The organism is Roseateles sp. GW821-FHT03B02 (assembly GCF_059421025.1).
The window spans coordinates 316441-337525 of record NZ_JBWKUV010000007.1 but is presented as its reverse complement, the minus strand read 5'-3'; the positions used below and the strand labels follow the sequence as shown (position 1 = coordinate 337525).

The following is a 21085-nucleotide window of genomic DNA, read 5'->3' as shown; positions in this document are numbered from 1 at the left end:
AAATTTTCGGAGCCCCTGAAATTCGGGCTGACTTGGGAAAACCCCTAGCCTCCCCTGAAACATGGAGGACGGATTGCCAGTACCGAATGCAAGTCCTTGATGTGACTGGAATTCGACGAAATCCGCGTGCCCGCAAGGTGTGGCTTGGATGCTGCAGTCCAGCCATCTGCGACCCATCTTCACCTTGCTTCACCAAGTGGAAGCCTGGGAGGTGTTAAAGGGAAATTTGTTTCTGATTTGACGACATATGATTTGCATCAATATGTTTTAAATCAGAAATAACAGATTTTGCGGGTGATTCTGGAAGCAATGCTCCCGAACTGCAAAAACAGTTTGCGTGCCTTCTCGGGAAACTGGCTGTCGCCGGTCTGTCGGGCGGCAGGCGGGCGCGGCTTCAGTGACCCAGGCGGCGTGACAACAGCGCCGCGGCGTCGCGCAGCGGGCCGACCACCGCCCCTTCAGGTGCCGTGTCGAAGCTGGCGCTGGGACCGATGGCGGTCAAGGCCATCACCAGCCGGCCTGACGCATCGAAGACCGGTGCCGCCGCGGCGCTGACGCCGGCGACCACGCCGTCGCGCGAGGTGGCCAGCCCGTCGCGCCGCACCGCCGCTGTCGTGGCGTCGTCGGGCAGGGCTTCGCCGAGGGCCTTGGCTTCCCCCGTCCGCCAGCTCGCAAACAGCCGGCCCGAGGCCGTGCCCGCCAGACTCATGACGGTGCCGTGGCGCATGCTCACGTGGACGGGCGTCGGCCCTTCGGCCACGCGCACGATGGTGGGCCCGCGAGTGCCCCAGACGGCAATCGCCACGGTATGGCCCAACTGCAGGGCCAACTCCTCGATGACGGGTGTGGCCAGGCGCACAGGGTCGTACTGCTGCAGGCTGATGAGGCCCAGTTGCAGCGCCAGCGGCCCGAGACCGTAGGGGCCGCTGCCGCCCTCCTGCTCGACGAGGCCCAGCTTGATGAAGCTCACCAGATAGGGGTGGGCCTTGGCCGGCGTCATGCCGGCCTCTCGCGCCAGGTCCTTCAGCGCCATGGGCCGGCCCTGGTGGGCCAGGGCCAGCAGCAGCTGGCCGCCGACTTCGATGCTCTGGATGCCCCGTGGGCTCTTGGCTTCATCCATGCGCAAAATTCTATATTGCTGAATTGATTCGGAATAGGATAAATTTCGGCTTCGATGTTGGAGACCCGCATGACGATCAAAGCCTTTGCCTCGCAAGCCGACCTGGAAGAGAAGAAGGTCAGCTTCGAACGCCTCTCGGAACACGCCTGGGCCTACACGGCCGAGGGCGATCCCAACACCGGCATCGTCATCGGCCGTGATGCGGCCATGGTGATCGACACCCAGGCCACGCCGGTCATGGCGGCCGACGTCATCCGCCGCATCCGCTCCGTTTCGAGCGTGCCCATCAAGTACGTGCTGCTCAGCCACTACCACGCCGTGCGCGTGCTGGGCGCCTCCGCCTTCAAGGCCGAGGGGCTGGAGCAGGTCATTGCCAGCGAAGGCACGCTGGCCCTGATCAAGGAGCGCGGCGAGCAGGACAAGGCCAGCGAGATCGGCCGCTTCCCGCGCCTGTTCCGTAACGTCGAGTCCGTCCCGCCTGGCCTGACCTGGCCCACGCTGACCTTCAGCGGCCGGCTCACGCTGGACCTGGGCGGCGTCAAGGTCGAGATGTTCTCGCCCGGCCGCGGCCACACGGCCGGCGACACCGTGGCCTGGCTGCCCGGGGAGCGCGTGCTCTTCAGCGGCGACCTCGTCGAGTTCGATGCCACGCCGTACTGCGGCGACGCCCATTTCCAGGACTGGCCGGCCACGCTGGACGTGATCACGCAGCTGAATGCCGCCGCCCTCGTGCCCGGCCGAGGCCCGGCGCTCAAGGGCGCCGAGCAGGTGGCTGCCGGCCTGAACGGCACGCGCGCCTTCGTCAGCGAGCTCTACGCGGCCGTGCAGGCCGGCGTGAAGGCGGGCGAGGAACTGAAATCCGTCTATCAGCGCACCATGGCCGCGCTGCGGCCGAAGTACGGCCACTGGGTCATCTTCGACCACTGCATGCCCTTCGATGTGACGCGCGCCTACGACGAGGCCGCCGGCACCAGCCACCCGCGCATCTGGACCGCCGAACGCGATGTCGACATGTGGAAAGCCCTCGAAGGCGCCTGATGGATCTGCCACGCTACCCCTACCAACAGAGCCTGGAGCAGCGCTCCGGCCAGCAGCAGCGCCGGCCGGTCGTCATCGTCGGTGCCGGGCCGGTGGGCCTGACGCTGGCGCTGGACCTGGCCCGGCGCGACGTGCCCGTCGTCGTCATCGACGACAACGACCACATCGGCAGCGGCTCGCGGGCGGTCTGCTGGGCCAAGAAGACGCTGGAGGTGTTTGACCGTCTCGCCGAACCCGAGAGCATTGGCGTGGCCGTCGCGCGCGAGGGCGTGCGCTGGCAGCGCGGCCGCGTCTTCCATGGCGAGCGCGAGGCCTACGGGTTCGATCTGCTGCCCGAGGCGGGGCACAAGATGCCGGCCATGGTCAACCTGCAGCAGGACCAGGTCGAGGCGCGGCTCGTCCGTGCGGTGCAACAGGACCCGCGCATCGAGTTGCGCGGCAAGCATGAGCTGATCGGGCTGGAGCAGGACGACCAGGGTGTCACGCTCAACGTACGCACGCCCGACGGCCTGTTCGACATGCGCGCGGACTGGGTCGTCGCCTGCGATGGTGCGCGCAGCCCGACGCGGGCGCTGCTGGGCCTGGGCTTCAGCGGCCAGGTGTTCGAGGACCGCTTTCTCATCGCCGACGTGACGCTGGCTCCCGGCGCCCGTCCGCGCGGCCTGGACCCCGAGAAGCCCGAGCGCTGGTTCTGGTTCGACCCGCCCTTTCACCGCGGCCAGTCGGTGCTGCTGCATGCGCAGGCCGACGGTCTCTGGCGCATCGACTTCCAGCTCGGCCGCGATGCGGACGTCGAGGCCGAGAAGCAGCCCGAGCGCGTCAAGGCGCGCGTCAGCGCGATGCTGGACGGCGCCCCCTTCGAGCTGGCCTGGTCGTCCATCTACCAGTTCGCCTGCCGGCGGGCGGAACGATTCAGGGTCGGGCGCGTGCTGCTGGCCGGCGACGCCGCCCACCAGGTCTCTCCCTTCGGTGCGCGCGGCGCCAACAGCGGCGTGCAGGACGTCGACAACCTCGGCTGGAAGCTGGCCGCCGTCCTCAAGGGCGAGGGGGGCGACGGGCTGCTCGATGCCTACGAGTTCGAGCGCATCGAGGCGGCCGACGACAACATCGGCCACTCGACACGCGCGACCGACTTCATCAGCCCCAAGAGCGCATTGAGCCGCCGGCTGCGCCGCGCCGCGCTGGACCTGGCTGCACGCACGGACTTCGCCAAGGCCCTGGTCAACAGCGGCCGGCTCTCGCTGCCGACCGACCATGTGGATTCGCCCTTGAGCACGCCCGACGAAGAGGCCTGGGCGGCCGGCCCCGGCCCCGGCTGCGCTGCGCCCGATGCGCCGCTGGAGGAGGGCGGCTGGCTGCTCGAAACGCTGGCCGGCGGCTTTGCGCTGCTCGCCTTCGGCTGGCGCGTCCAGGCCGAGGCTCTGCCCGTCCTCACGCTGCCGGCCGAGGGGCTGGCTGCCAGTCGCTATGGTGCGCGGCCCGGCAGCGTCTACCTGATCCGGCCCGATGCCATCGTCGCGGCGCGCTGGCACCGCTTCGATGCCGGCGCAGTCCATGCGGCGCTGGCTCGCGCTCTCGGGAGAACCGCATGAGCAAACTGAACCTGACCCCGAACTTCGGCGGCGAGGCCGATGCCTTCTATGCCGAGCTCATCGCCGCGCAGGCTGGCCTGCCCGACGAGGCCGCGGCCGACTGGCTGGCGCGCCTGACCCTGATCCTGTGCAACCACATCGGCGACCGCGAGGTGCTGCGCGAAGCCTTCGCGCTTGCGCGCGATGCCCACGCCAGCGATGGCCAACAAGCCCATGACTGAACTCCACTACCTCGCCGGCTTCGGCAACCAGCACCAGAGCGAGGCGCTTCCCGGCGCGCTGCCCATTGGCCGCAACAGCCCGCAACGCGCGCCCCACGGGCTCTATGCCGAGCTGCTGTCCGGCAGCGCCTTCACCGCGCCCCGGGTGGACAACCACCGCACCTGGCTCTACCGGCGCCAGCCTTCGGTCGTCTGTGGCGGCTACCAGGCCTTGCCGCATCCGCTGTGGAAGAGCGGTGCCGCGCAGGGCGAGGTCTCGCCGCCCGACCCGCTGCGCTGGGGCCCGACGCCGCTGGACGGCGAGGGCGACTTCGTCGACGGCCTGCGCAGCTACGCCGTCAACGGCGAGCCCGGCATCGGCGGCATGGCCGCGCTGGCCTATGTGGCGACCCGCGCCATGGGCCGTCGTGCGCTGGTGAATGCCGATGCCGAAATGCTGCTGGTGCCCCAGCAGGGACGGTTGCTCGTGACCACCGAGCTGGGTCGACTCGTCGTGGCGCCCGGCTTCATCGCGCTGCTGCCGCGCGGCATGGCTTTCAAGGTCGACCCGCTCGATGTGCCCGCGCGCGGCTATGTCTGCGAGAACCACGGCGCAGCCTTCCGGCTGCCCGAACTGGGCCCCATCGGCTCCAACGGCCTGGCCAATGCGCGTGACTTCGAGGCGCCCGCGGCCTGGTACGAGCAGGAGGCCGGCGAGTACGAGATCGTCAAGCGCCACGGCGGCCAGCTCTGGCGGGCGCGCCAGCCGCACAGTCCCTTCAACGTCGTCGCCTGGCACGGCAACCTCGTGCCCTGCCGCTACGACCTGGCGCGCTTCATGACGATCAACACCGTCAGCTTCGACCACCCGGATCCCAGCATCTTCACGGTGCTCACCAGCCCCAGCGACACGCCTGGCTGGGCCAACGTCGACTTCGTCATCTTCCCGCCGCGCTGGATGGTGGCCGAGGACACGTTCCGCCCACCCTGGTATCACCGCAACGTCATGAGCGAGTTCATGGGCCTGGTGCTGGGCCAGTACGACGCCAAGCCCGAAGGCTTCAAGCCCGGCGGCGCCAGCCTGCACAACAGCTATGTGCCGCACGGCCCCGACACCGAGGCCTTCGACAAGGCCAGCCATGCCGACCTGAAGCCGCACAAGCTGGACGCCACGCTGGCCTTCATGTTCGAGACGCGCTGGCCGCTCAAGCCCACCACCTGGGCGCTGAAGGGTGCGCCGCTGGAGACGAGCTATGCGGACTGCTGGCAGGGCCTGAAGGACGAATTCAAAGCATGAGCATCGACCACACCCATGACGCCGCGGCCCTCTCCTGGGTCGCATCGGCCAACGACCCGGCCACCGACTTCCCGTTGCAGAACCTGCCGTTCTGCAGCTTCCGCCGCGCCGGCACGCTGGAGCCCTGGCGCGTGGGCGTGGGCATCGGCGACCAGATCCTGGACCTGAGCGGCTGGGGCATTACCGACCTGAACGCGCTGATGGCCCGTCCCGGCAGCGAGCGCCGCGCGCTGCGCCATCGCCTGTTCGACACGCTGAAGGCCGGCGCGCCCGAGATCGAGCTCGTGCCGCAGGCTGTGGCCGAGTACACGTTGCCCTGCCGCATCGGCGACTACACCGACTTCTACACCGGCATCCACCACGCCCGTGCCATCGGGCGCCTGTTCCGCCCCGACAACCCGCTGCTGCCCAATTACCAGTGGGTGCCCATCGGCTACCACGGGCGCAGTTCCTCCATCGTCGTCAGCGGCACGCCGCTGCGCCGGCCCAGGGGGCAGGTCAAGCCGCCTGACGCCGAGGTGCCGGTGTTCAAGCCCAGCGCCCGCGTCGATTGCGAGCTGGAGCTGGGCCTGTTTGTCGGCCCGGGCAATGCGCTGGGCGAGCCCTTCGGCATCGACGAGGCGGATGAACACGCCTTCGGCCTGACGCTGCTCAACGACTGGAGCGCCCGCGACATCCAGCCCTGGGAATACCAGCCGCTGGGCCCCTTCCTGGCCAAGAACTTCGGCACGACCATCTCGCCGTGGATCGTGACGATGGAGGCGCTGGAACCCTTCCGCATCCCCTTCACGCGGCCGGCCGAAGACCCACAGCCGTTGCCTTATCTCGACTCGCCGGCCCACCGCGCCAACGCGGCCTACGACATCGAGCTGGAGGTCTGGTTCAAGACGCCGGCCATGGCCGAGCCGACACGGCTGTCGCGCTCCAACCTGCGCCACGCCTACTGGTCGCTCGCGCAGATGCTGACCCACCACGCCAGCAACGGCTGCAATCTGCAGCCCGGTGACCTGCTCGGCACCGGCACGATAAGCGGCCCGGCGCAGGACGAGGCCGGCTCGCTGCTGGAGCTGACCCTGGGCGGCAAGCAGCCCATCACGCTGCCCAATGGCGAGCAGCGCACTTTCGTGCTCGACGGCGACCAGCTCGGCCTGCGCGCCTTTGCGCACAAGCCCGGGTTCCGTCGCATCGGCTTTGGCCCCTGCGACGGCCAGATCACCGCCGCGCGCTGATCGACCTGGCTCAGGCGTAGGCCAGGGCCTGCGCCGCCGGCACGCGCAGTGCGCGACGCGCGGGCCATGCACAGGCCAGCAGCGAGATGAGCGCCATCAGGCCCAGCCAGCCCAGGGCCGTCGCGGCACCCGGAACGAGCCGCCAGGGCACGCTGAACATGATGCGGCCGAAGGCCGCTTCGAGCAGGGCGCTCAGGGGCAGGGCCAGGGGCAGCGACACCAGCCAGGCCAGCACGACCAGGGTCAGCCCCTCGGCCTGCACCATCGCGAGGATGGCGGCGTCGCTCGCGCCGATGGCCCGCAGCACGCCGATCTCGCGCCGGCGCTCCAGCACGGCCAGCCCCATGGTCGAGGCCAGGCCCATGGCGCCAACGGCGATCATCACCAGGCCCATCGCGCCGAGGAAGTCCACGACCATCAGCAGGTGGTCTTCGACGACGCGGCGGTTCTCCGCCTGCGACTGGCTGCCCGTGACGTCGATGCCGGCTTCGGTGAAGGCCTCGCGCAGCTGCCGCGCGGCATCGAGCAGCGCCACGGGCGAGTCGGGCCGCTCCAGGCGCAGCGCGAGGCTGGTGGCGAGCTCGTTGCCGGCGATGGCGTCGAGCGCGGCGCGTGCGGCGTAGGCCAGCGCCTGCGGGCCGCCGTCGACCAGGCCGACGACGGTCCAGTCGCGGTCGGCAATGCGGTGGCGGCTGCCGACCACCAGCGCAGGCTGCTGTCTGAGCAGCAGGCGCGTGACGACCAGCTCCTGCCCGCCGCCCTGGGCCAGCCAGCGCCCCTCCAGCATGCGTGGTTGGAGCAGCCGGCCGTCGGCCGGCACGCCGAGCAGCGTCAGCGGTTCGCCGCCGAGCTGGCCGCGCAGGCCGCGCCAGGCCTCGGCGGCGGCGATGCCGGGCTGTTCCGCCGCCAGGGCTTCGAGGCGCGCCGCCGGCGTGGGCGCGCCGATGCGCAGCTGCAGCTGGAAGCGCTGGGCCGCGAACAGCTCGTCAACCGAGCCGCGCACGGCGCTGCGCAGGTTCGCCGCGCCCAGGTAGACGGCGCCGCCGCTGGCCAGGGCCAGCACCGTGAGCAGCATGCGCTGGCGGCGGCGCAAGGCGTTGCCGACGGCCAGCAGCAGCGGCCGCGCCCAGCCGCCCAGCAGCGGCACCAGGCGTGCCGCGAGGGCGCCGCGCTGCAGGCCCAGGGGCTGGCCGTCGCGGGTGATGCCGATGTCGCGCAGCGCCTCGCCGACGGGTCGGCGCAGCGCGGCCCGCACCGGCAGGGCGGCGGCCGCCAGCGGCAGGGCCAGGCCAACGGCGAGCTGCAGCGCGAGGCCCCAGACCGGTGTGGCGACGCTGTCCAGCGGGAAGTTCAGCAGCTCGGCCTTGAGCCCGCCGTAGCTGCGCCCCAGCCACCAGGCGGCCGGCAGCGCGATGGCGCAGGCCAGCAGGCCCAGGGCGCCGGCCTGCGCCAGCACCATCGCGCCGATCTGGCGCGGCGAGCCGCCCAGCACCTTCATGACGGCGATCTCGCGCGTCTGGCTGGCGAGCATGGCGTTGACGAGGTTGACGACGAGGAAGCCGCAGGCGGTCAGTGCCAGCAGCCCGAAGGCGCCCTGCGTCATCAGCAGCGAGTCCATCTGCGCGGCATGGATGTGCTCGCCGGGTTCGGGCATGTCGACGCTCTTGACCGCGTAGCCGGCGGCAGTGAGCCGTGCCCGCAGCGCGGCCACGCTGCGGCGCAGTTCGTCCCGCGTGAACCGTTCGGCGCGCAGGCGCAGCTGCAGCTCGTTGAGGCCGGCCGGCGCGCCCAGGCGGGTCAGCGTGGCCTCGCTGCCGTAGAGGTAGACGAGGTTCTCCATCCAGCCCGGCGCCTGGCTGACGTCGCGGACCAGCCCCCGGATGTCGACCGCCTGCGTCTCGCCGCCCGCCAGGCGCAGCGAGACCGGCTCGCCGACGGCGGCGCCGGAGAAGTCCAGCGAGGAGCGCTCCATCCACAGGCCGTCGCCACGCGGCGGCCAGGCAGCAGACTCGGCACGCAGCCGGCCGATGTCCGGGCGCCGGAAATCGTCCAGCGCGACGACGACGGCATGGCGTGCGCGGCCGTTGGCCTGCACGCTGGCGCCGATGCTGCGACGCAGCCGCGCGGCGGCGATGTCGGGCTGGGCCTGCGCGATGGCCAGGGCCCTGGCGTCGGCGCGGTCCAGCACCAGGGTGGCCGAGACCGGCTGGCTGGCGCGAAAGCCCTCGTCGGTGGCGCGTTCCACCAGCGCCCAGGCGTTCAGGACGGTGCCGGCCGCCGTCAGCCCTAGGGCCACGGCCAGCACGACCAGCAGGCTGCGCGTGCGGTGCTGCCAGAGGTCGCGCCAGGTCTTCAGTGCGCGGCGATCAAGCATGGCGGCGGTCCTCGACGAGACGGCCGTCGCGCAGGCGCAGGCTGCGCTGCACCTGGCCCAGCGCCGCGGCCTCGTGCGTGACCATGACGATGGTGACGCCCTGTTCGCGCGCCAGCTCGTCCAGCAGCGTGAGCAGCGCCGCGGCGTTGGCCGAGTCGAGGTTGCCCGTGGGCTCGTCGGCCAGGATCAGCGCCGGCGCGTTCGCCAGCGCGCGCGCCAGCGCCACGCGCTGCTGCTGGCCACCCGAGAGGGCGCTGGGGAATTTGTCGGCCTGGTCTTCCACGCCCAGCCGTTTCAGCAGCGCCCTGGCGCGCCCGGGCCGCTCGGCGGCCGGCCAGCGGTTGCAGAAGTCCATCGGCAGCATGACGTTCTCCAGCGCCGTCAACGTGGGCAGCAGCTGGAAGAACTGGAACACCACGCCGACGGCCCGGCCGCGCCAGCGCGACAGCGCGCGCTCGGGCAGGGCGCGCAGGTCCTGCCCGGCGACGCTCAGCTCGCCGCCGCCGGCGCGATCGATGCCGGCGAGCAGGTTGAGCAGCGTGGACTTGCCGCTGCCCGAGGCACCGACGACGGCGACGAACTCGCCGGCATGGATGTCGAGGTCGAGGTCGCTGAGGGCCTGGAAGTCGCCGCCCGCTACGGGAAAGCTCTTGCCGACGCCGCGCAGGCGGATGAGGGGTGTGGGGCTTTGCATGGCGGCCAATGTAGGAAGCGGCCGGTCCTGGCGCACACCGTTCGACGGCCTGGTTCTGCCACTCGGCGAATCGGGCCTCGCCAGCGGGCGCGGGCGTGGCGATGCTGGCGGCATCCCTTCCCTTTCGGAGATGCCATGAAAGCCCTCGTCCTCTCGTTCGCCCTTGCCCTGTGCGGCATGGCACATGCCCAGCATGGTGCTGCGGCCGCCGCGGCCGCTGCCCTGCCTGCCGAGGCGGCGCAGTTCGACTTCCTCGTCGGCCAGTGGGAGCTGGAGGTCACGCCCAAGGTCAGCGGCTTGGCGGCCATGATCCACGGAGCGCCCAAGCTGGTGGGCAGCTGGAAGGCCTGGAAGGCCTTCGACGGCTACGGCCTGGACGACGAGTTGCGCATCGTCGACGCCTCGGGCAACCCGATGTCGCTGAGCCACGCCCAGCGCATCTTCGACGCCAGGAGCAAACGCTGGCTGGTCAGCGGCCTGGATGTCTACCGCGCCCGCTTCGGCAGCAGCAGCGGCGTCTGGCAGGACGGCGAGATGCGCCTCGAAGGCAGCGGCCAGACCAACGACGGCAAGCCCATGCTGACGCGCACGCGCTTCATGGAGATCTCGGCCGACCGATTCAAGATGCGCCAGGATCGCTCCCATGACAATGGCGCGAGCTGGGAGGAGGGGACGCTGACCATCGTCGCCAAGCGCATGTCGCGTAAAGCCAGCCGTTGAGGACATCGATGGGTCGAGCCTGGGTCTGGGTGCAATGGCTGATCGGCTGGCTGCCGGTAGCCGCGCTGTTCGCGGTGCTGATGATGACGGTGCATGGCGCGGGCTTTGCGTCGGCGCTGCACTACTCGCTGCGGCTGATGGCCACGGCGGCCCTGCTCGGCCTGGCCGTGCATCGGCTGACGGCGCGCTGGCCCTGGCCGCACCCGATGCGGCTGGGCTTCGTGGCGAAGCACGCGCTCGGTGCTGCGGTCTATGCGCTGGCCTGGGTGCTGGCCAACAGCGTGGTCGAGAGCCTGGTGGTGGGTCACCTCGTCCTCGTCGTCGGGCCGGGGGTGGCGGCCTATCTGGTCACCGGCGTGTGGTTCTACGTGATGATCGCCGGCGTTGCCTACGCCCAGAGGGCTGCCGCCCGCAATGCGCAGCTGGAAGCCCTGCAGGCGCGCAGCCAGCTCGCCGCGCTGCGGGCCCAGCTGCACCCGCACTTCCTGTTCAATGCGCTGCACACCGTGGTGCAGCTGATTCCCCTGGACCCCGAGCGCGCCTCGCGCGCGGCCGAGCAGCTCGCGGCCCTGCTGCGGGCCAGCGTCGACAACCCGCGCGAGCAGGTCACGCTGCGCGAGGAGTGGAAGGTCGTGCAGCTGTATCTCGACATCGAGGCCATTCGCTTCGGCGACAGGCTGGTCGTCGAGACCGGGTTTGATCCCGCAGCGCTGGACGAACTGGTGCCCAGCTTCGCGCTCCAGACCCTGGTGGAGAACGCCGTGCGCCACGGGGCCGCGCCGCGTGTTGACGCGACGACGGTGAAGCTGCGCGCCAGCGTCCAGGGCGATCGACTGCTTCTCAGTGTCGAAGACAACGGCACGGGCGCCGAAGCCGCGGCGCTGGAAGCCGGTGGCACCGGCCTGCGCCGCCTGCGCGAGCGCCTGGGCTGGCTGTATGGCGGCAGTGCCTCACTGGTGGTTCAGAGCGCGCCCGGCCAGGGCCTGCGCGCCGAGCTCGTCCTGCCGCTGAAGGACGGCGACGAATGAGCGAGGCTGCCGTCACCGCCCTGATCGCCGATGACGAGCCCGTGGCCCGGGCCGGCCTGCGCCATCTGCTGCGCGGCCTGCCCTGGCTGCATTGCGTGGGCGAGGCGGCCGACGGGCCGGTGGCCCTGGCCGAAATCCAGCGCCTGAAGCCCGAGCTGGTGTTCCTGGACATACAGATGCCCGGCCTGCTGGGCACCGAGGTGCTGCGCCGCCTGGCGGAGTCCGGCACACCGCCCCTGGTCATCTTCACGACTGCCCATGCCGAGCACGCCATCACGGCCTTCGAGCTGGGTGCACTGGACTACCTGCTCAAACCCTTCGGTGCCGAGCGCCTGAACGCGACGCTGGAGCGGGTGCGCGCCGCCCTGGGCGAGCCCTGCCCGCCGGCGCTGGAGCGCATGGCCGAGCTGCTGGGGCGGGGGCCGTTGACCCGCCTGTTCGTGCGCAGCGGCGCGGCCATCGTGCCGGTGGCGGTCGCCGAGGTCAGCCACTTCGAGGCGGTGGGCGACTACGTGGCCGTGCACGTCGGCGGTGCCGAGCACCTGCTGCATCTGGCGCTGGCGCGGCTGGAGGAGAGGCTGGACGCCGGGCGCTGGGTGCGCATCCACCGGGGCTGCATCATCAACCTTGACGCGGTGGCGCGCTTTCGGCGCCTGGCCAATGGGCAGTTGAGTGCCGAGCTCAAGGACGGCCGGGGCCTCATGGTCAGTCGCAGCCGGTCCCAGGTCTTGCGCGGCCTGGCGGCTTAGGCAGCCACAAAGCGGGGCGCGAGCGGCCCCGTTTCCGTGCGACAGGCAAATGCTGCGGTACACCAACGGTGCGAATCGCACCTTGACAGGGCTGTCATAGCCCATAACCGTGCGGCTGTTGGGATGTCTGCGGGTGTGACGAACTGCACGAAGCTGGCACGAGGCTTGCGCTCTTGCCTTCCGGCTACTCGACTCCCTCATCCCAACCCGGAGGACTCCCCGATGCTTCGCCGTTCCGCCCTTGCGCTGGCCGCTGCCGCCAGCCTGTTTACTCCCGCAGCCTTTGCCGCCGACACCATCAAGGTCGGTGTGCTGCATTCGCTGTCGGGCACCATGGCCATCTCCGAGACCGTGCTCAAGGACACGGTGCTGATGGCCATCGACGAGATCAACGCCAAGGGCGGCCTGCTCGGCAAGAAGCTGGAGCCGGTGGTGGTGGACCCGGCGTCCAACTGGCCGCTGTTTGCCGAGAAGGCCAAGCAGCTCATCTCGCAGGACAAGGTCGCGGTCGTCTTCGGCTGCTGGACCTCGGTGAGCCGCAAGTCGGTGCTGCCGGTGTTCGAGCAGACCAACTCGCTGCTGTTCTACCCGGTGCAGTACGAGGGCGAGGAGCTCAGCAAGAACGTGTTCTACACGGGTGCCGCTCCCAACCAGCAGGCCATCCCCGCGGTGGAATACCTGATGAGCAAGGACGGTGGCGGCGCCAAGCGCTTCGTGCTGCTGGGTACCGACTACGTCTACCCCCGCACCACCAACAAGATCCTGCGCGCCTTCCTGAAGAGCAAGGGCATCCCCGAGGCCGACATCATGGAGGACTACACCCCCTTCGGCCACGCGGACTATCAAAGCATCATCGCCAAGATCAAGAAGTTCGCCGCCGAGGGCAAGAAGACAGCCGTCATCTCGACCATCAACGGCGACTCCAACGTGCCCTTCTACAAGGAGCTCGGCAACCAGGGCCTGAAGGCGACGGACGTGCCGGTGGTGGCCTTCTCCGTGGGTGAGGAGGAGCTGCGCGGCGTGGACACCAAGCCGCTGCAAGGGCATCTCGCCGCATGGAACTACTTCATGTCCATCAAGGCGCCGGCCAACGACGCCTTCATCAAGAAGTGGAGCGACTACGCCAAGGCCAAGGGCATCGCCGGCCACAAGGACAAGCCGCTGACCAACGACCCGATGGAAGCCACCTACATCGGCATCAACATGTGGGCCCAGGCCGTCAAGAAGGCCGGCAGCACCGACACCGACAAGGTCATCGCCGCCATGGCCGGCCAGACCTTCACGGCGCCGTCGGGCATCACGTCCACGATGGACGCGAAGAACCACCACCTGCACAAGTCGGTCTTCATCGGCGAGGTGAAGGCGGACGGCCAGTTCAACGTGGTGTGGAAGACGCCGGGCCCCGTCAAGGCCCAGCCGTGGAGCCCCTACATCCCCGAGAACAAGGGCAAGAAGGACGAGCCGGCGAAATAAGGCTCACCCCCTGCCGCGGCGGAGCCGCGGCCCCCTTCGAGGGGGCGCCGCTGGTGGACTGGCAAAGCCAGATCCACGGCGGCCGCTGGAGGGGCGCGCGTGCTTCGCACGGCGCTGGTTGCATTCGCCTGGGGCGTCATGATCAAACGACTTCTTTTGGGATGGCTGCTCGTGCTCGGCGCAGCGTCGGCCTGGGCCTTGCCGCCGGAGCTGGCGTCGCGCATCGCGGCGGGCGAGGGCGACGACCGTGTCGCAGCGCTTCAGCAGGCGCTGGCGGCGGGTGACGATTCGCTAGGCCCCTTCCTTCGCGCTCTGCAGGACGGCCGTGTCCGCGTGAAGGGCGGCCAGGCCCTCGTCCTTGCCGAAGGCGCGACGCCGCCGGCGGATGCCGAGGAGCCCATGCTGAACAACCGCATGCGCCGCGAGATCGATGCGGCCCTTGCAGGGCTGAACCTGCTGTCCCGGGACCGCGACACGCGTGCCAAGGCGCTCGCGACGCTGCGCGACGACGCAGATGCGTCCAAGCTCGCGCTGTTCGAGAAGGCGCTGGCCGCCGAGAGCGATGCCGGGCTGCGTGCACAGCTGAACTCCCTGGTGGCCGGCGCCAAGCTGTCGTCCGCCGACGCTGCGCAGCGCCGCGTCGCGGCGACCGAGCTGGCCGGCAGCGCCGACCCCGCCACGCGGGCCCTGCTGCTGGAAAAGCTGGCGGCAGAGACGGACCCGACCGCCAGGTCTGCCATGCAGAAGGCCGTGTCCGACATCGGCGAGCGCCTGGCCTGGGGCGAGCGGGCCCAGCTGCTGTTCTCCGGGCTCAGCCTGGGCTCGGTGCTGTTGCTCGTGGCGCTGGGCCTGGCCATCACCTACGGTTTGATGGGCGTCATCAACATGGCGCATGGCGAGTTGCTGATGGTGGGCGCCTACGCCACCTACTGCGTGCAGCAGGCCTTCCGGGCCTGGGCACCGGGAGCCTTCGACTACTACCTGTGGGTGGCGCTGCCGGTGAGCTTCCTCGCCGCGGCCCTCGTCGGTGCCGCGATGGAGCGCACCGTCATCCGCTGGCTCTACGGCCGACCGCTGGAGACGCTGCTGGCGACCTGGGGCATCTCCCTCGTGCTGATGCAGGCCGTGCGCACGTTGTTCGGCGCGCAGAACGTGGCCGTGGAGAACCCCGCCTGGCTGTCTGGAGGCTGGGCGCTGCTGCCCAACCTGACGCTGCCCTACAACCGCATGGCCATCCTCGCCTTCGCGGCCCTCGTGCTGGGCGGCATGGCGCTGCTGCTCTCCAGGACGCGCCTGGGGCTGATGGTGCGTGGCGTCACGCAGAACCGGCGCATGGCCGCCTGCGTGGGCGTCAACACCGCCAAGGTCGACACCCTGGCCTTTGCGCTGGGCTCCGGCATTGCCGGCCTGGCCGGCTGCGCGCTGAGCCAGATCGGCAACGTCGGCCCCGACCTGGGCCAGAGCTACATCGTCGACGCCTTCATGGTGGTCGTGCTCGGCGGCGTCGGCCAGCTGGCCGGCACCGTCTACGCGGGCCTCGGCCTGGGCGTGCTGTCCAAGCTGCTGGAGGGCTGGCAGGGGGCGGTGCTCGCCAAGATCGCCCTGCTGATGCTGCTCGTGCTCGTCATCCAGAAGAAGCCGCAAGGCCTGTTTGCCCTCAAGGGCCGGAGCGTCGAATGAAGAAGACGCTGCTCATCGCCGTCGCGGCCCTGCTGCTGCTCGTGCCCCTGCTGCACCTGGCCTTCCCGCCCGGCCACGTGCTGCACCTGAGCGAGTTCTACGTCGGCCTGCTCGGCAAGTTCCTGTGCTTTGCCATCTGCGCCCTGGCCCTGGACCTGATCTGGGGCTTTGGCGGCATCCTGTCGCTGGGCCACGGCCTGTTCTTCGCGCTGGGCGGCTACGGCATGGGCATGTACCTGATGCGCCAGATCGGCCGCGAAGGGCAGTACCAGTCGGACCTGCCCGACTTCATGGTCTTCCTGAACTGGAAGGAGCTGCCCTGGCATTGGGCGCTCAGCGATTCGCTGGCCGGCCAGGTCTTCCTGGCGCTGGCCGTGCCGGGCCTGCTGGCCGCAGTGTTCGGCTGGTTCGCCTTTCGCTCGCGCATCCAGGGCGTGTACTTCTCCATCATCACGCAGGCGCTGACCGTCGCGGCCATGCTGCTGTTCTTCCGCAACGAGACGGGGTTCGGCGGCAACAACGGCTTCACGGACTTCAAGCGCATTGCCGGCATGCCGCTGAACACGCCAGTCATGAAGGTGGGCCTGTGCATCGCCAGCGGCGTCGCGCTGATCGCCTGCTACCTCGTGGCCCGGTGGCTCACGCAGAGCCGCTGGGGCCGCATCCTGCAGGCCATTCGCGATGCCGAGGGTCGCGTGCGCTTCCTGGGCTATGACCCCGTCGCCTTCAAGCTCAGCGCCTATGTCATCTCGGCCGTGATGTGCGCCCTGGCCGGCATCCTCTATGTGCCCCAGGTCGGCATCATCAACCCGGGCGAGATGAGCCCTGCGGCCAGCATCGAGATGGCCATCTGGGCCGCCGTGGGTGGCCGCGGCACGCTGATCGGGCCGGTGCTGGGCGCCTTCTTCGTCAACGGCACCAAGTCCGTCTTCACGGCCTGGTGGCCCGAGGGCTGGCTCTACATCCTCGGCGGGCTGTTCATCGCGGTGACGCTGTTCCTGCCGCAAGGCCTGATGGGGCTGGCGAGGAGGTTCAAGAAATGACGCCAGAGCTTCTCGAGGCCGGCTCCGAAGCGCGAGCGCGCGCACTGACCCGCATCGCCACCGCCGGCGAGCCCATCTTCAACCAGGGCGTGGCCCTCTATGTCGAAGACCTGAAGGTGGCGTTCGACGGCTTCCAGGCGCTGGGCGGCCTGTCGTTCACGGTCGGCGTCGGCGAGCTGCGCTGCGTCATCGGCCCGAACGGCGCCGGCAAGACGACGACGATGGACTGCCTCACCGGCAAGACGAGGCCCGACAGCGGCCGCATCTTCTTCGGCAGCAACCTCAACCTGCGCCTGATGAGCGAGCAGCAGATCGCCCGCGCCGGCATCGGCCGCAAGTTCCAGAAGCCCACCGTGTTCGAGGCGCTCTCGGTCACGGAGAACCTGGAGCTGGCGCTGGCCGGCAACCGCGGTGCGCGCTTTGCGATGCGGGCGAAGCTGAGCGGCGGGCAGCGCGATCGCCTGGGCGAGCTGCTCAAGACCGTTCACCTCGCCGACGAGCGCGACCGTGTCGCCGGCCTGCTCAGCCACGGCCAGAAGCAGTGGCTGGAGATCGGCATGCTGCTGGCGCAGGACCCCAAGCTCCTGCTGCTTGACGAGCCCGTGGCCGGCATGACCGACGAGGAAACCGAACGCACGGCCGAGCTCTTCCTCAGCCTGGAGGGCAGGCATTCCCTCGTTGTCGTCGAGCACGACATGAGTTTCGTGGCGACGCTGGCGGGTGCGCACCGCACGGTCACCGTGCTGCATGAAGGCAAGACGCTGGCCGAAGGCACGATGGCCGCGGTCCAGGCAGACGAGAAAGTGATCGAGGTGTACCTTGGCCGATGAGATTCTGAAGGTTGAAAACCTGCAGCAGCACTACGGCGGCTCCAACATCCTGCGCGGCCTGAGCTTCGACCTGAAGCCCGGCGAGATCACCGTCGTGCTGGGCCGCAACGGCGTCGGCAAGACGACGCTGCTGAAGAGCCTGATGGGCGTCGTGCCCGTCACGTCCGGCAGCATCACGCTGGCGGGCGAGAACATCGGCAAGCTGCGTACCCACCAGCGCGTGCGCGCCGGCCTCGGCTACGTGCCCCAGGGCCGGGAGATCTTCGGGCGGCTGACCGTCATGGAGAACCTGCAGATGGGCCTGGCCAGCCAGCCCGCCGGCACGCCGCTGCCGAAGGAACTCTTCGAGCTGTTCCCCGTGCTCGACAAGATGCGCGGCCGCCGTGGTGGCGATCTGTCCGGCGGCCAGCAGCAGCAGCTCGCCATCGCCCGCGCTCTCGCGCCGGGGCCGAAGGTGCTGCTGCTGGACGAGCCCACCGAAGGCATCCAGCCCAACGTCATCCAGGACATCGGCCGCGTCATCCGGCATCTGGCGCACGACAAGGGCCTGTCGGTGGTGCTCGTGGAGCAGTTCTATGACTTCGCTGCAGAGCTGGCCGATCAGTACCTGCTGATGCAGCGCGGTGAGATTGTCATGCGCGGGCGGGGCAAGGATATGGTGGCGGATGGGGTGAGGGTGCGGTTGGCGATCTGATTCCCGGCAGACCCAACGGTTTTGCTGGCGGGGTCAGAACGCATCGTTGCGCTTGCATGGGTCGAATGGCAGATTCGGCTGCGGCAAATCTGGACGCCACAGACCATGCAAGAACATGCCTTCGTTCTGCGGACGAATCGCTTCAATGCCACCGAGACCAAGCCGAACTTCATCAACGAGCGTTGCTTCGGTGAAGACTTCGCGTCCTGGTTGCAGGGCAAGCTCATCCAGGCGGAGATGGAAGTATCGGAGCCGATCCAGGAAGACTGGGGTTGGTGCCTGGTCGCAGTGGAAGCAGGAAAGACCTTCACTGTCTCCATTGGCGGCATGGACGATCCCATCGGTCAGGGGGATGCGCAGTGGCGGGTGGGAATCTCGTATGAGCGACCGATGAACGGCTTGATGGGCCTGTTTCGTCCCGTGCCCATGGGGCTGCTGGAAGAGGCGGGTGCCAAGCTCCACGCGGTTCTTGCCGCCGAGCCGTCTTTTTGGGATCTTCAGGCAGAGTCGTGATCCCTTTGCTGCCGAGGCCTCATGCAAATCACCGCCGCGACCCCATCTGACATCGAGCCCGCCGTAAGCAGCCTGGTCACGGCCTTCGCAGACGATCCAATCACGGGATTCCTGCTCCAGACCGGCGCCGGCTACCGCGAGCGCGTGACGCAGTTCTTCTCGCTGCTGATGGGCGCCCGGCTGGCCCTGGGCATGCCGGTGCTCGTCGCTCGGGGCTCGGCCGGCATCCACGGCGGCGCGATGGGCTACACCACGGTCCGACCCGAGTGGCCGAAGCGTTTCGCCGATGACTGGGAGCGATTCGAGAGCGCCATTCCCGGACTGAGCGAGCGCATGGCGGCCTATGACGAGATTGCCGACAAGGCCAAGCCGGCCCTACCGCACTACTACCTCGGCGTGCTCGGTCTGGACCCAGCCCTGCAGGGCCGCGGCATCGGCTTGCAGTTGCTCCAATCCTTCTGCGAGCTATCGGCGGCCGACCCGCTGTCGAGGGGCGTCTACCTGGAGACGGCCAACCCGTCCAACGTCCGTTTCTACGAGCGTGCCGGCTTCGAGGAAACCGCCCGGGGCCGCATGGGCAGTGCAACCCTGTGGTGCATGTTTCTGCACCGACGAGCCTAGGCTGCTGCAGCCTCCAGCCACAGCACCGCAAACCACCCGTTCTCATCCCTCCACACCTTGCCCGGCTTGAAGCCCGCGCGCTCGGCCAGGGCCTGGAAGCCCGAGACGGTGTACTTGTGCGAGTGCTCGGTGTGCAGCGTCTCGCCTTCGTGGAAGGCATAGACCTGGCCGCACAGCCGCAGTTCCAGCGGCCCGGTGGCGCGCAGATGCATCTCGATGCGCTGGTGGGCCGGGTTGTAGAAGGCCAGGTGCTCGAAGCCGTCGGGCGGGAACTCGGCGCCCAGTTCGCGGCGTGCGCGGTGCAGCAGGTTCAGGTTGAAGGCCGCCGTCACGCCCGCCGCGTCGTTGTACGCCGCGTGCAGCACGTCGTGGTCCTTCACGAGGTCGATGCCGATCAGCAGGCCGCCACCGGCCAGTTCGCTGGCAGCCAGGCGCAGGAAGCCGTCGGCTTCGGCGGGCGTGAAGTTGCCGATGCTGGAGCCGGGGAAGAAGCCCACGCGCCGGCTGCCATCCGGGCAGGGCGGAAGCGTGTGCGGGCGCGTGAAGTCGGCCACCAGGGGCTGAATGGCCAGGCCGGGGTAGTCGCCCGCCAGGCCGTCGCAGGCCGCCAGCAGGTGCGGGCCGGAGATGTCCACGGGCACGAACTGAACGCTGTCGCGCGGCATGGCGTCCAGCAGCAGTCGCACCTTGCGCAGCGCACCGGCACCGTACTCCACCAGCTGCACGCCGGCGCCGAACTGGGCCGCCATGTCGGGCGCATGCCGCTGCAGCAGCGCCAGCTCCGTGCGCGTCGGGTAGTACTCGGGCAGTTCGCAGATCTGCTCGAAGAGCCTGGAGCCGGCTTCGTCGTAGAAGTACTTGGGCGAGATGGCCTTGGGCGTGCGTGACAGCGCCGCGTGCAGGTCGGCCGCGAACTGCTCGTTGTCGGCCGAGGGGCGGGGCTGGCGCCATTCGATTCCTGGTTTCATCGTGCGAGCCTCAATCCACTGAACTGCCAGCGCGCGGCCGGCGGGAAGAAATTGCGGTAGGTTGGCCGTGCGTGGCCGCACGGTGTGGCGAAGCTGCCGCCGCGCAGCACCTGCTGCCCCACCATGAACTTGCCGTTGTACTCGCCCACCGCGCCTGCCGCCGGCCTGAAGCCGGGGTAGGGGGCGTAGGCAGAGCGCGTCCACTGCCAGGCTTGGTCGGCCGCCTGCTCGAAACCTTGCAGCGCCGACGCGGCCTCCCACTCGAACTCGGTCGGCAGCCGCGCGCCGGCCCATTCGGCAAAGGCGCAGGCCTCGTAGAAGCTCAGCTGCATGACGGGGGCGTCCGGGTCCATCGCCTGCACGCCATGCAGCCCGAACACGCTGCCGTCCTCCAGCCAGTACGCCGGCCGCTGCCAGCCCTGGGCCTGCACGGTGGCCCAGCCGTCGGACAGCCACAGCAGGGGCTCGCGGTAGCCGCCGCTGGAGATGAAGTCGGCGTACTCGCCGCAGGTGACGAGGCGGTTGCTGATTTCGAACGGGGCCAGCAGCGCCGGATGGCGCGGGCCTTCGTTGTCGAAGGCGAAGCCGTCGCCGCCGTGGCCGATGTCGACGATGCCGCCGGCGTAACTCAGCCAGGCCTGCTGCGGCGCGACGGCTCGGGCGGGCGCGGACGGGTCATAGGCCGGCAGCAGCGGGTTGCAGGAGAAGGCATGCAGGATGTCGGTCAGCAGCAGTTCTTGATGCTGCTGCTCGTGGTGGCAGCCCAGCTCGACCAGGGCCCGCGCCTCGGCGGGCACCGAATCTTTCAACTGAGGCAGCAGGTCGGCCAGCCCAGCGTCCACATGTCGCCGGTAGGCCTTGACCTCGGCGAGCGACGGCCGGCTCAGCAGGCCGCGCTGCGGCCGTGCGTGGCGCGGGCCGAGGCTTTCGTAGTAGGAGTTGAAGAGCCGCGGCCAGCGCTCGTCGAAGACGCGGTAGCCGGCCAGATACGGCGCCAGCACCAGCGTCTCGAAGAACCAGGTCGTGTGCGCCAGATGCCATTTGGCGGGGCTGGCGTCGGGCATGGACTGCAACTGGGCGTCCTCGTCCGACAGGGGCGCGGCCAGGGCCAGCGTGCGGGCACGCGTGGCGCGGAGCAGGTCGGTCAACATGGGTGTCACCGTAGCGCAAACTGCTGCCAACGGTATGTCAGTGCAGGGGCTTTGGGTGTAGGACGCCTCCC

General features: G+C 69.5%; 20 protein-coding genes. 15 read left to right on the top strand and 5 right to left on the bottom strand.

Annotation, left to right across the window (positions count from 1 at the left end; all coding sequences use genetic code 11):
• Positions 1–394: 394 nt before the first annotated feature.
• Complete coding sequence (locus AC07VX_RS19700) at positions 395–1120, bottom strand: IclR family transcriptional regulator (protein WP_493165817.1); 726 nt, start codon at positions 1118–1120, stop codon at positions 395–397.
• A 69-nt stretch (positions 1121–1189) separates the two neighbouring features.
• Here AC07VX_RS19700 and AC07VX_RS19695 point away from each other — a divergent pair, with 69 nt between their 5' ends.
• From AC07VX_RS19695 to fahA, 5 genes are read left to right on the top strand one after another with little or no spacing between them, the layout of a single operon-like run.
• Positions 1190–2158 (top strand): MBL fold metallo-hydrolase, encoded by a 969-nt coding sequence (locus tag AC07VX_RS19695; RefSeq protein WP_493165818.1) that lies wholly within the window; start codon positions 1190–1192, stop codon positions 2156–2158.
• Entirely contained in the window at positions 2158–3750 is a 1593-nt protein-coding gene (locus AC07VX_RS19690; RefSeq protein ID WP_493165819.1) for an FAD-dependent oxidoreductase, read from the top strand. The genes AC07VX_RS19695 and AC07VX_RS19690 overlap by 1 nt, the downstream gene beginning before the upstream one ends.
• Positions 3747–3971 (top strand): DUF2783 domain-containing protein, encoded by a 225-nt coding sequence (locus AC07VX_RS19685; RefSeq protein ID WP_493165820.1) that lies wholly within the window; start codon positions 3747–3749, stop codon positions 3969–3971. The genes AC07VX_RS19690 and AC07VX_RS19685 overlap by 4 nt, the downstream gene beginning before the upstream one ends.
• Positions 3964–5247, top strand: coding sequence for a homogentisate 1,2-dioxygenase (hmgA, locus tag AC07VX_RS19680; protein WP_493165821.1), 1284 nt, complete (start codon positions 3964–3966; stop codon positions 5245–5247). Before AC07VX_RS19685 ends, hmgA begins: the two co-directional genes overlap by 8 nt.
• Positions 5244–6476, top strand: a complete 1233-nt coding sequence (fahA, locus tag AC07VX_RS19675; RefSeq protein WP_493165822.1) for a fumarylacetoacetase — start codon at positions 5244–5246, stop codon at positions 6474–6476. The genes hmgA and fahA overlap by 4 nt, the downstream gene beginning before the upstream one ends.
• Positions 6477–6486: 10 nt before the next feature.
• Here fahA and AC07VX_RS19670 read toward each other — a convergent pair whose 3' ends face one another.
• Complete coding sequence (locus tag AC07VX_RS19670) at positions 6487–8850, bottom strand: ABC transporter permease (protein ID WP_493165823.1); 2364 nt, start codon at positions 8848–8850, stop codon at positions 6487–6489.
• On the bottom strand, positions 8843–9544 hold the full coding sequence (locus AC07VX_RS19665) for an ABC transporter ATP-binding protein (RefSeq protein WP_493165824.1): 702 nt from the start codon (positions 9542–9544) through the stop codon (positions 8843–8845). Before AC07VX_RS19665 ends, AC07VX_RS19670 begins: the two co-directional genes overlap by 8 nt.
• A gap of 135 nt (positions 9545–9679) precedes the next feature.
• On the opposite strand from AC07VX_RS19665, the gene AC07VX_RS19660 reads away from it, so the two are divergent.
• The 10 genes from AC07VX_RS19660 to AC07VX_RS19615 all read left to right on the top strand — a co-directional run bounded on the left by AC07VX_RS19660 (position 9680) and on the right by AC07VX_RS19615 (position 18895).
• On the top strand, positions 9680–10264 hold the full coding sequence (locus tag AC07VX_RS19660; protein WP_493165825.1) for a hypothetical protein: 585 nt from the start codon (positions 9680–9682) through the stop codon (positions 10262–10264).
• Positions 10265–10272: 8 nt separating this feature from the next.
• The gene (locus AC07VX_RS19655; RefSeq protein WP_493165826.1) at positions 10273–11292 is read left to right on the top strand and encodes a sensor histidine kinase; all 1020 of its coding nucleotides are present in this window, start codon (positions 10273–10275) and stop codon (positions 11290–11292) included.
• Positions 11289–12041 (top strand): LytR/AlgR family response regulator transcription factor, encoded by a 753-nt coding sequence (locus tag AC07VX_RS19650; protein WP_493165827.1) that lies wholly within the window; start codon positions 11289–11291, stop codon positions 12039–12041. Before AC07VX_RS19655 ends, AC07VX_RS19650 begins: the two co-directional genes overlap by 4 nt.
• A 222-nt stretch (positions 12042–12263) precedes the next feature.
• On the top strand, positions 12264–13514 hold the full coding sequence (gene urtA, locus AC07VX_RS19645; RefSeq protein ID WP_493165828.1) for an urea ABC transporter substrate-binding protein: 1251 nt from the start codon (positions 12264–12266) through the stop codon (positions 13512–13514).
• Between the two features lie 138 nt (positions 13515–13652).
• On the top strand, positions 13653–15194 hold the full coding sequence (gene urtB, locus AC07VX_RS19640) for an urea ABC transporter permease subunit UrtB (protein ID WP_493165829.1): 1542 nt from the start codon (positions 13653–13655) through the stop codon (positions 15192–15194).
• Entirely contained in the window at positions 15191–16237 is a 1047-nt protein-coding gene (gene urtC, locus AC07VX_RS19635; RefSeq protein ID WP_493165830.1) for an urea ABC transporter permease subunit UrtC, read from the top strand. Before urtB ends, urtC begins: the two co-directional genes overlap by 4 nt.
• Positions 16234–17067, top strand: coding sequence for an urea ABC transporter ATP-binding protein UrtD (urtD, locus tag AC07VX_RS19630; protein WP_493165831.1), 834 nt, complete (start codon positions 16234–16236; stop codon positions 17065–17067). Before urtC ends, urtD begins: the two co-directional genes overlap by 4 nt.
• Position 17068: 1 nt before the next feature.
• Positions 17069–17761 carry an urea ABC transporter ATP-binding subunit UrtE gene (urtE, locus tag AC07VX_RS19625; protein WP_493166086.1) on the top strand — a complete coding sequence of 231 codons (693 nt, stop codon included), beginning with the start codon at positions 17069–17071 and terminating at the stop codon, positions 17759–17761.
• Between the two features lie 105 nt (positions 17762–17866).
• Entirely contained in the window at positions 17867–18274 is a 408-nt protein-coding gene (locus AC07VX_RS19620) for a hypothetical protein (protein ID WP_493165832.1), read from the top strand.
• 21 nt (positions 18275–18295) lie between these two features.
• Entirely contained in the window at positions 18296–18895 is a 600-nt protein-coding gene (locus tag AC07VX_RS19615) for a GNAT family N-acetyltransferase (protein ID WP_493165833.1), read from the top strand.
• On the opposite strand, the gene egtD is transcribed toward AC07VX_RS19615, so the two are convergent.
• Both egtD and egtB read right to left on the bottom strand, forming a co-directional pair.
• Positions 18892–19863 carry an L-histidine N(alpha)-methyltransferase gene (egtD, locus tag AC07VX_RS19610; protein WP_493165834.1) on the bottom strand — a complete coding sequence of 324 codons (972 nt, stop codon included), beginning with the start codon at positions 19861–19863 and terminating at the stop codon, positions 18892–18894. The two genes, AC07VX_RS19615 and egtD, sit on opposite strands and share 4 nt — an antisense overlap.
• The gene (gene egtB, locus AC07VX_RS19605; RefSeq protein ID WP_493165835.1) at positions 19860–21014 is read right to left on the bottom strand and encodes an ergothioneine biosynthesis protein EgtB; all 1155 of its coding nucleotides are present in this window, start codon (positions 21012–21014) and stop codon (positions 19860–19862) included. The genes egtD and egtB overlap by 4 nt, the downstream gene beginning before the upstream one ends.
• Positions 21015–21085 lie beyond the last annotated feature (71 nt).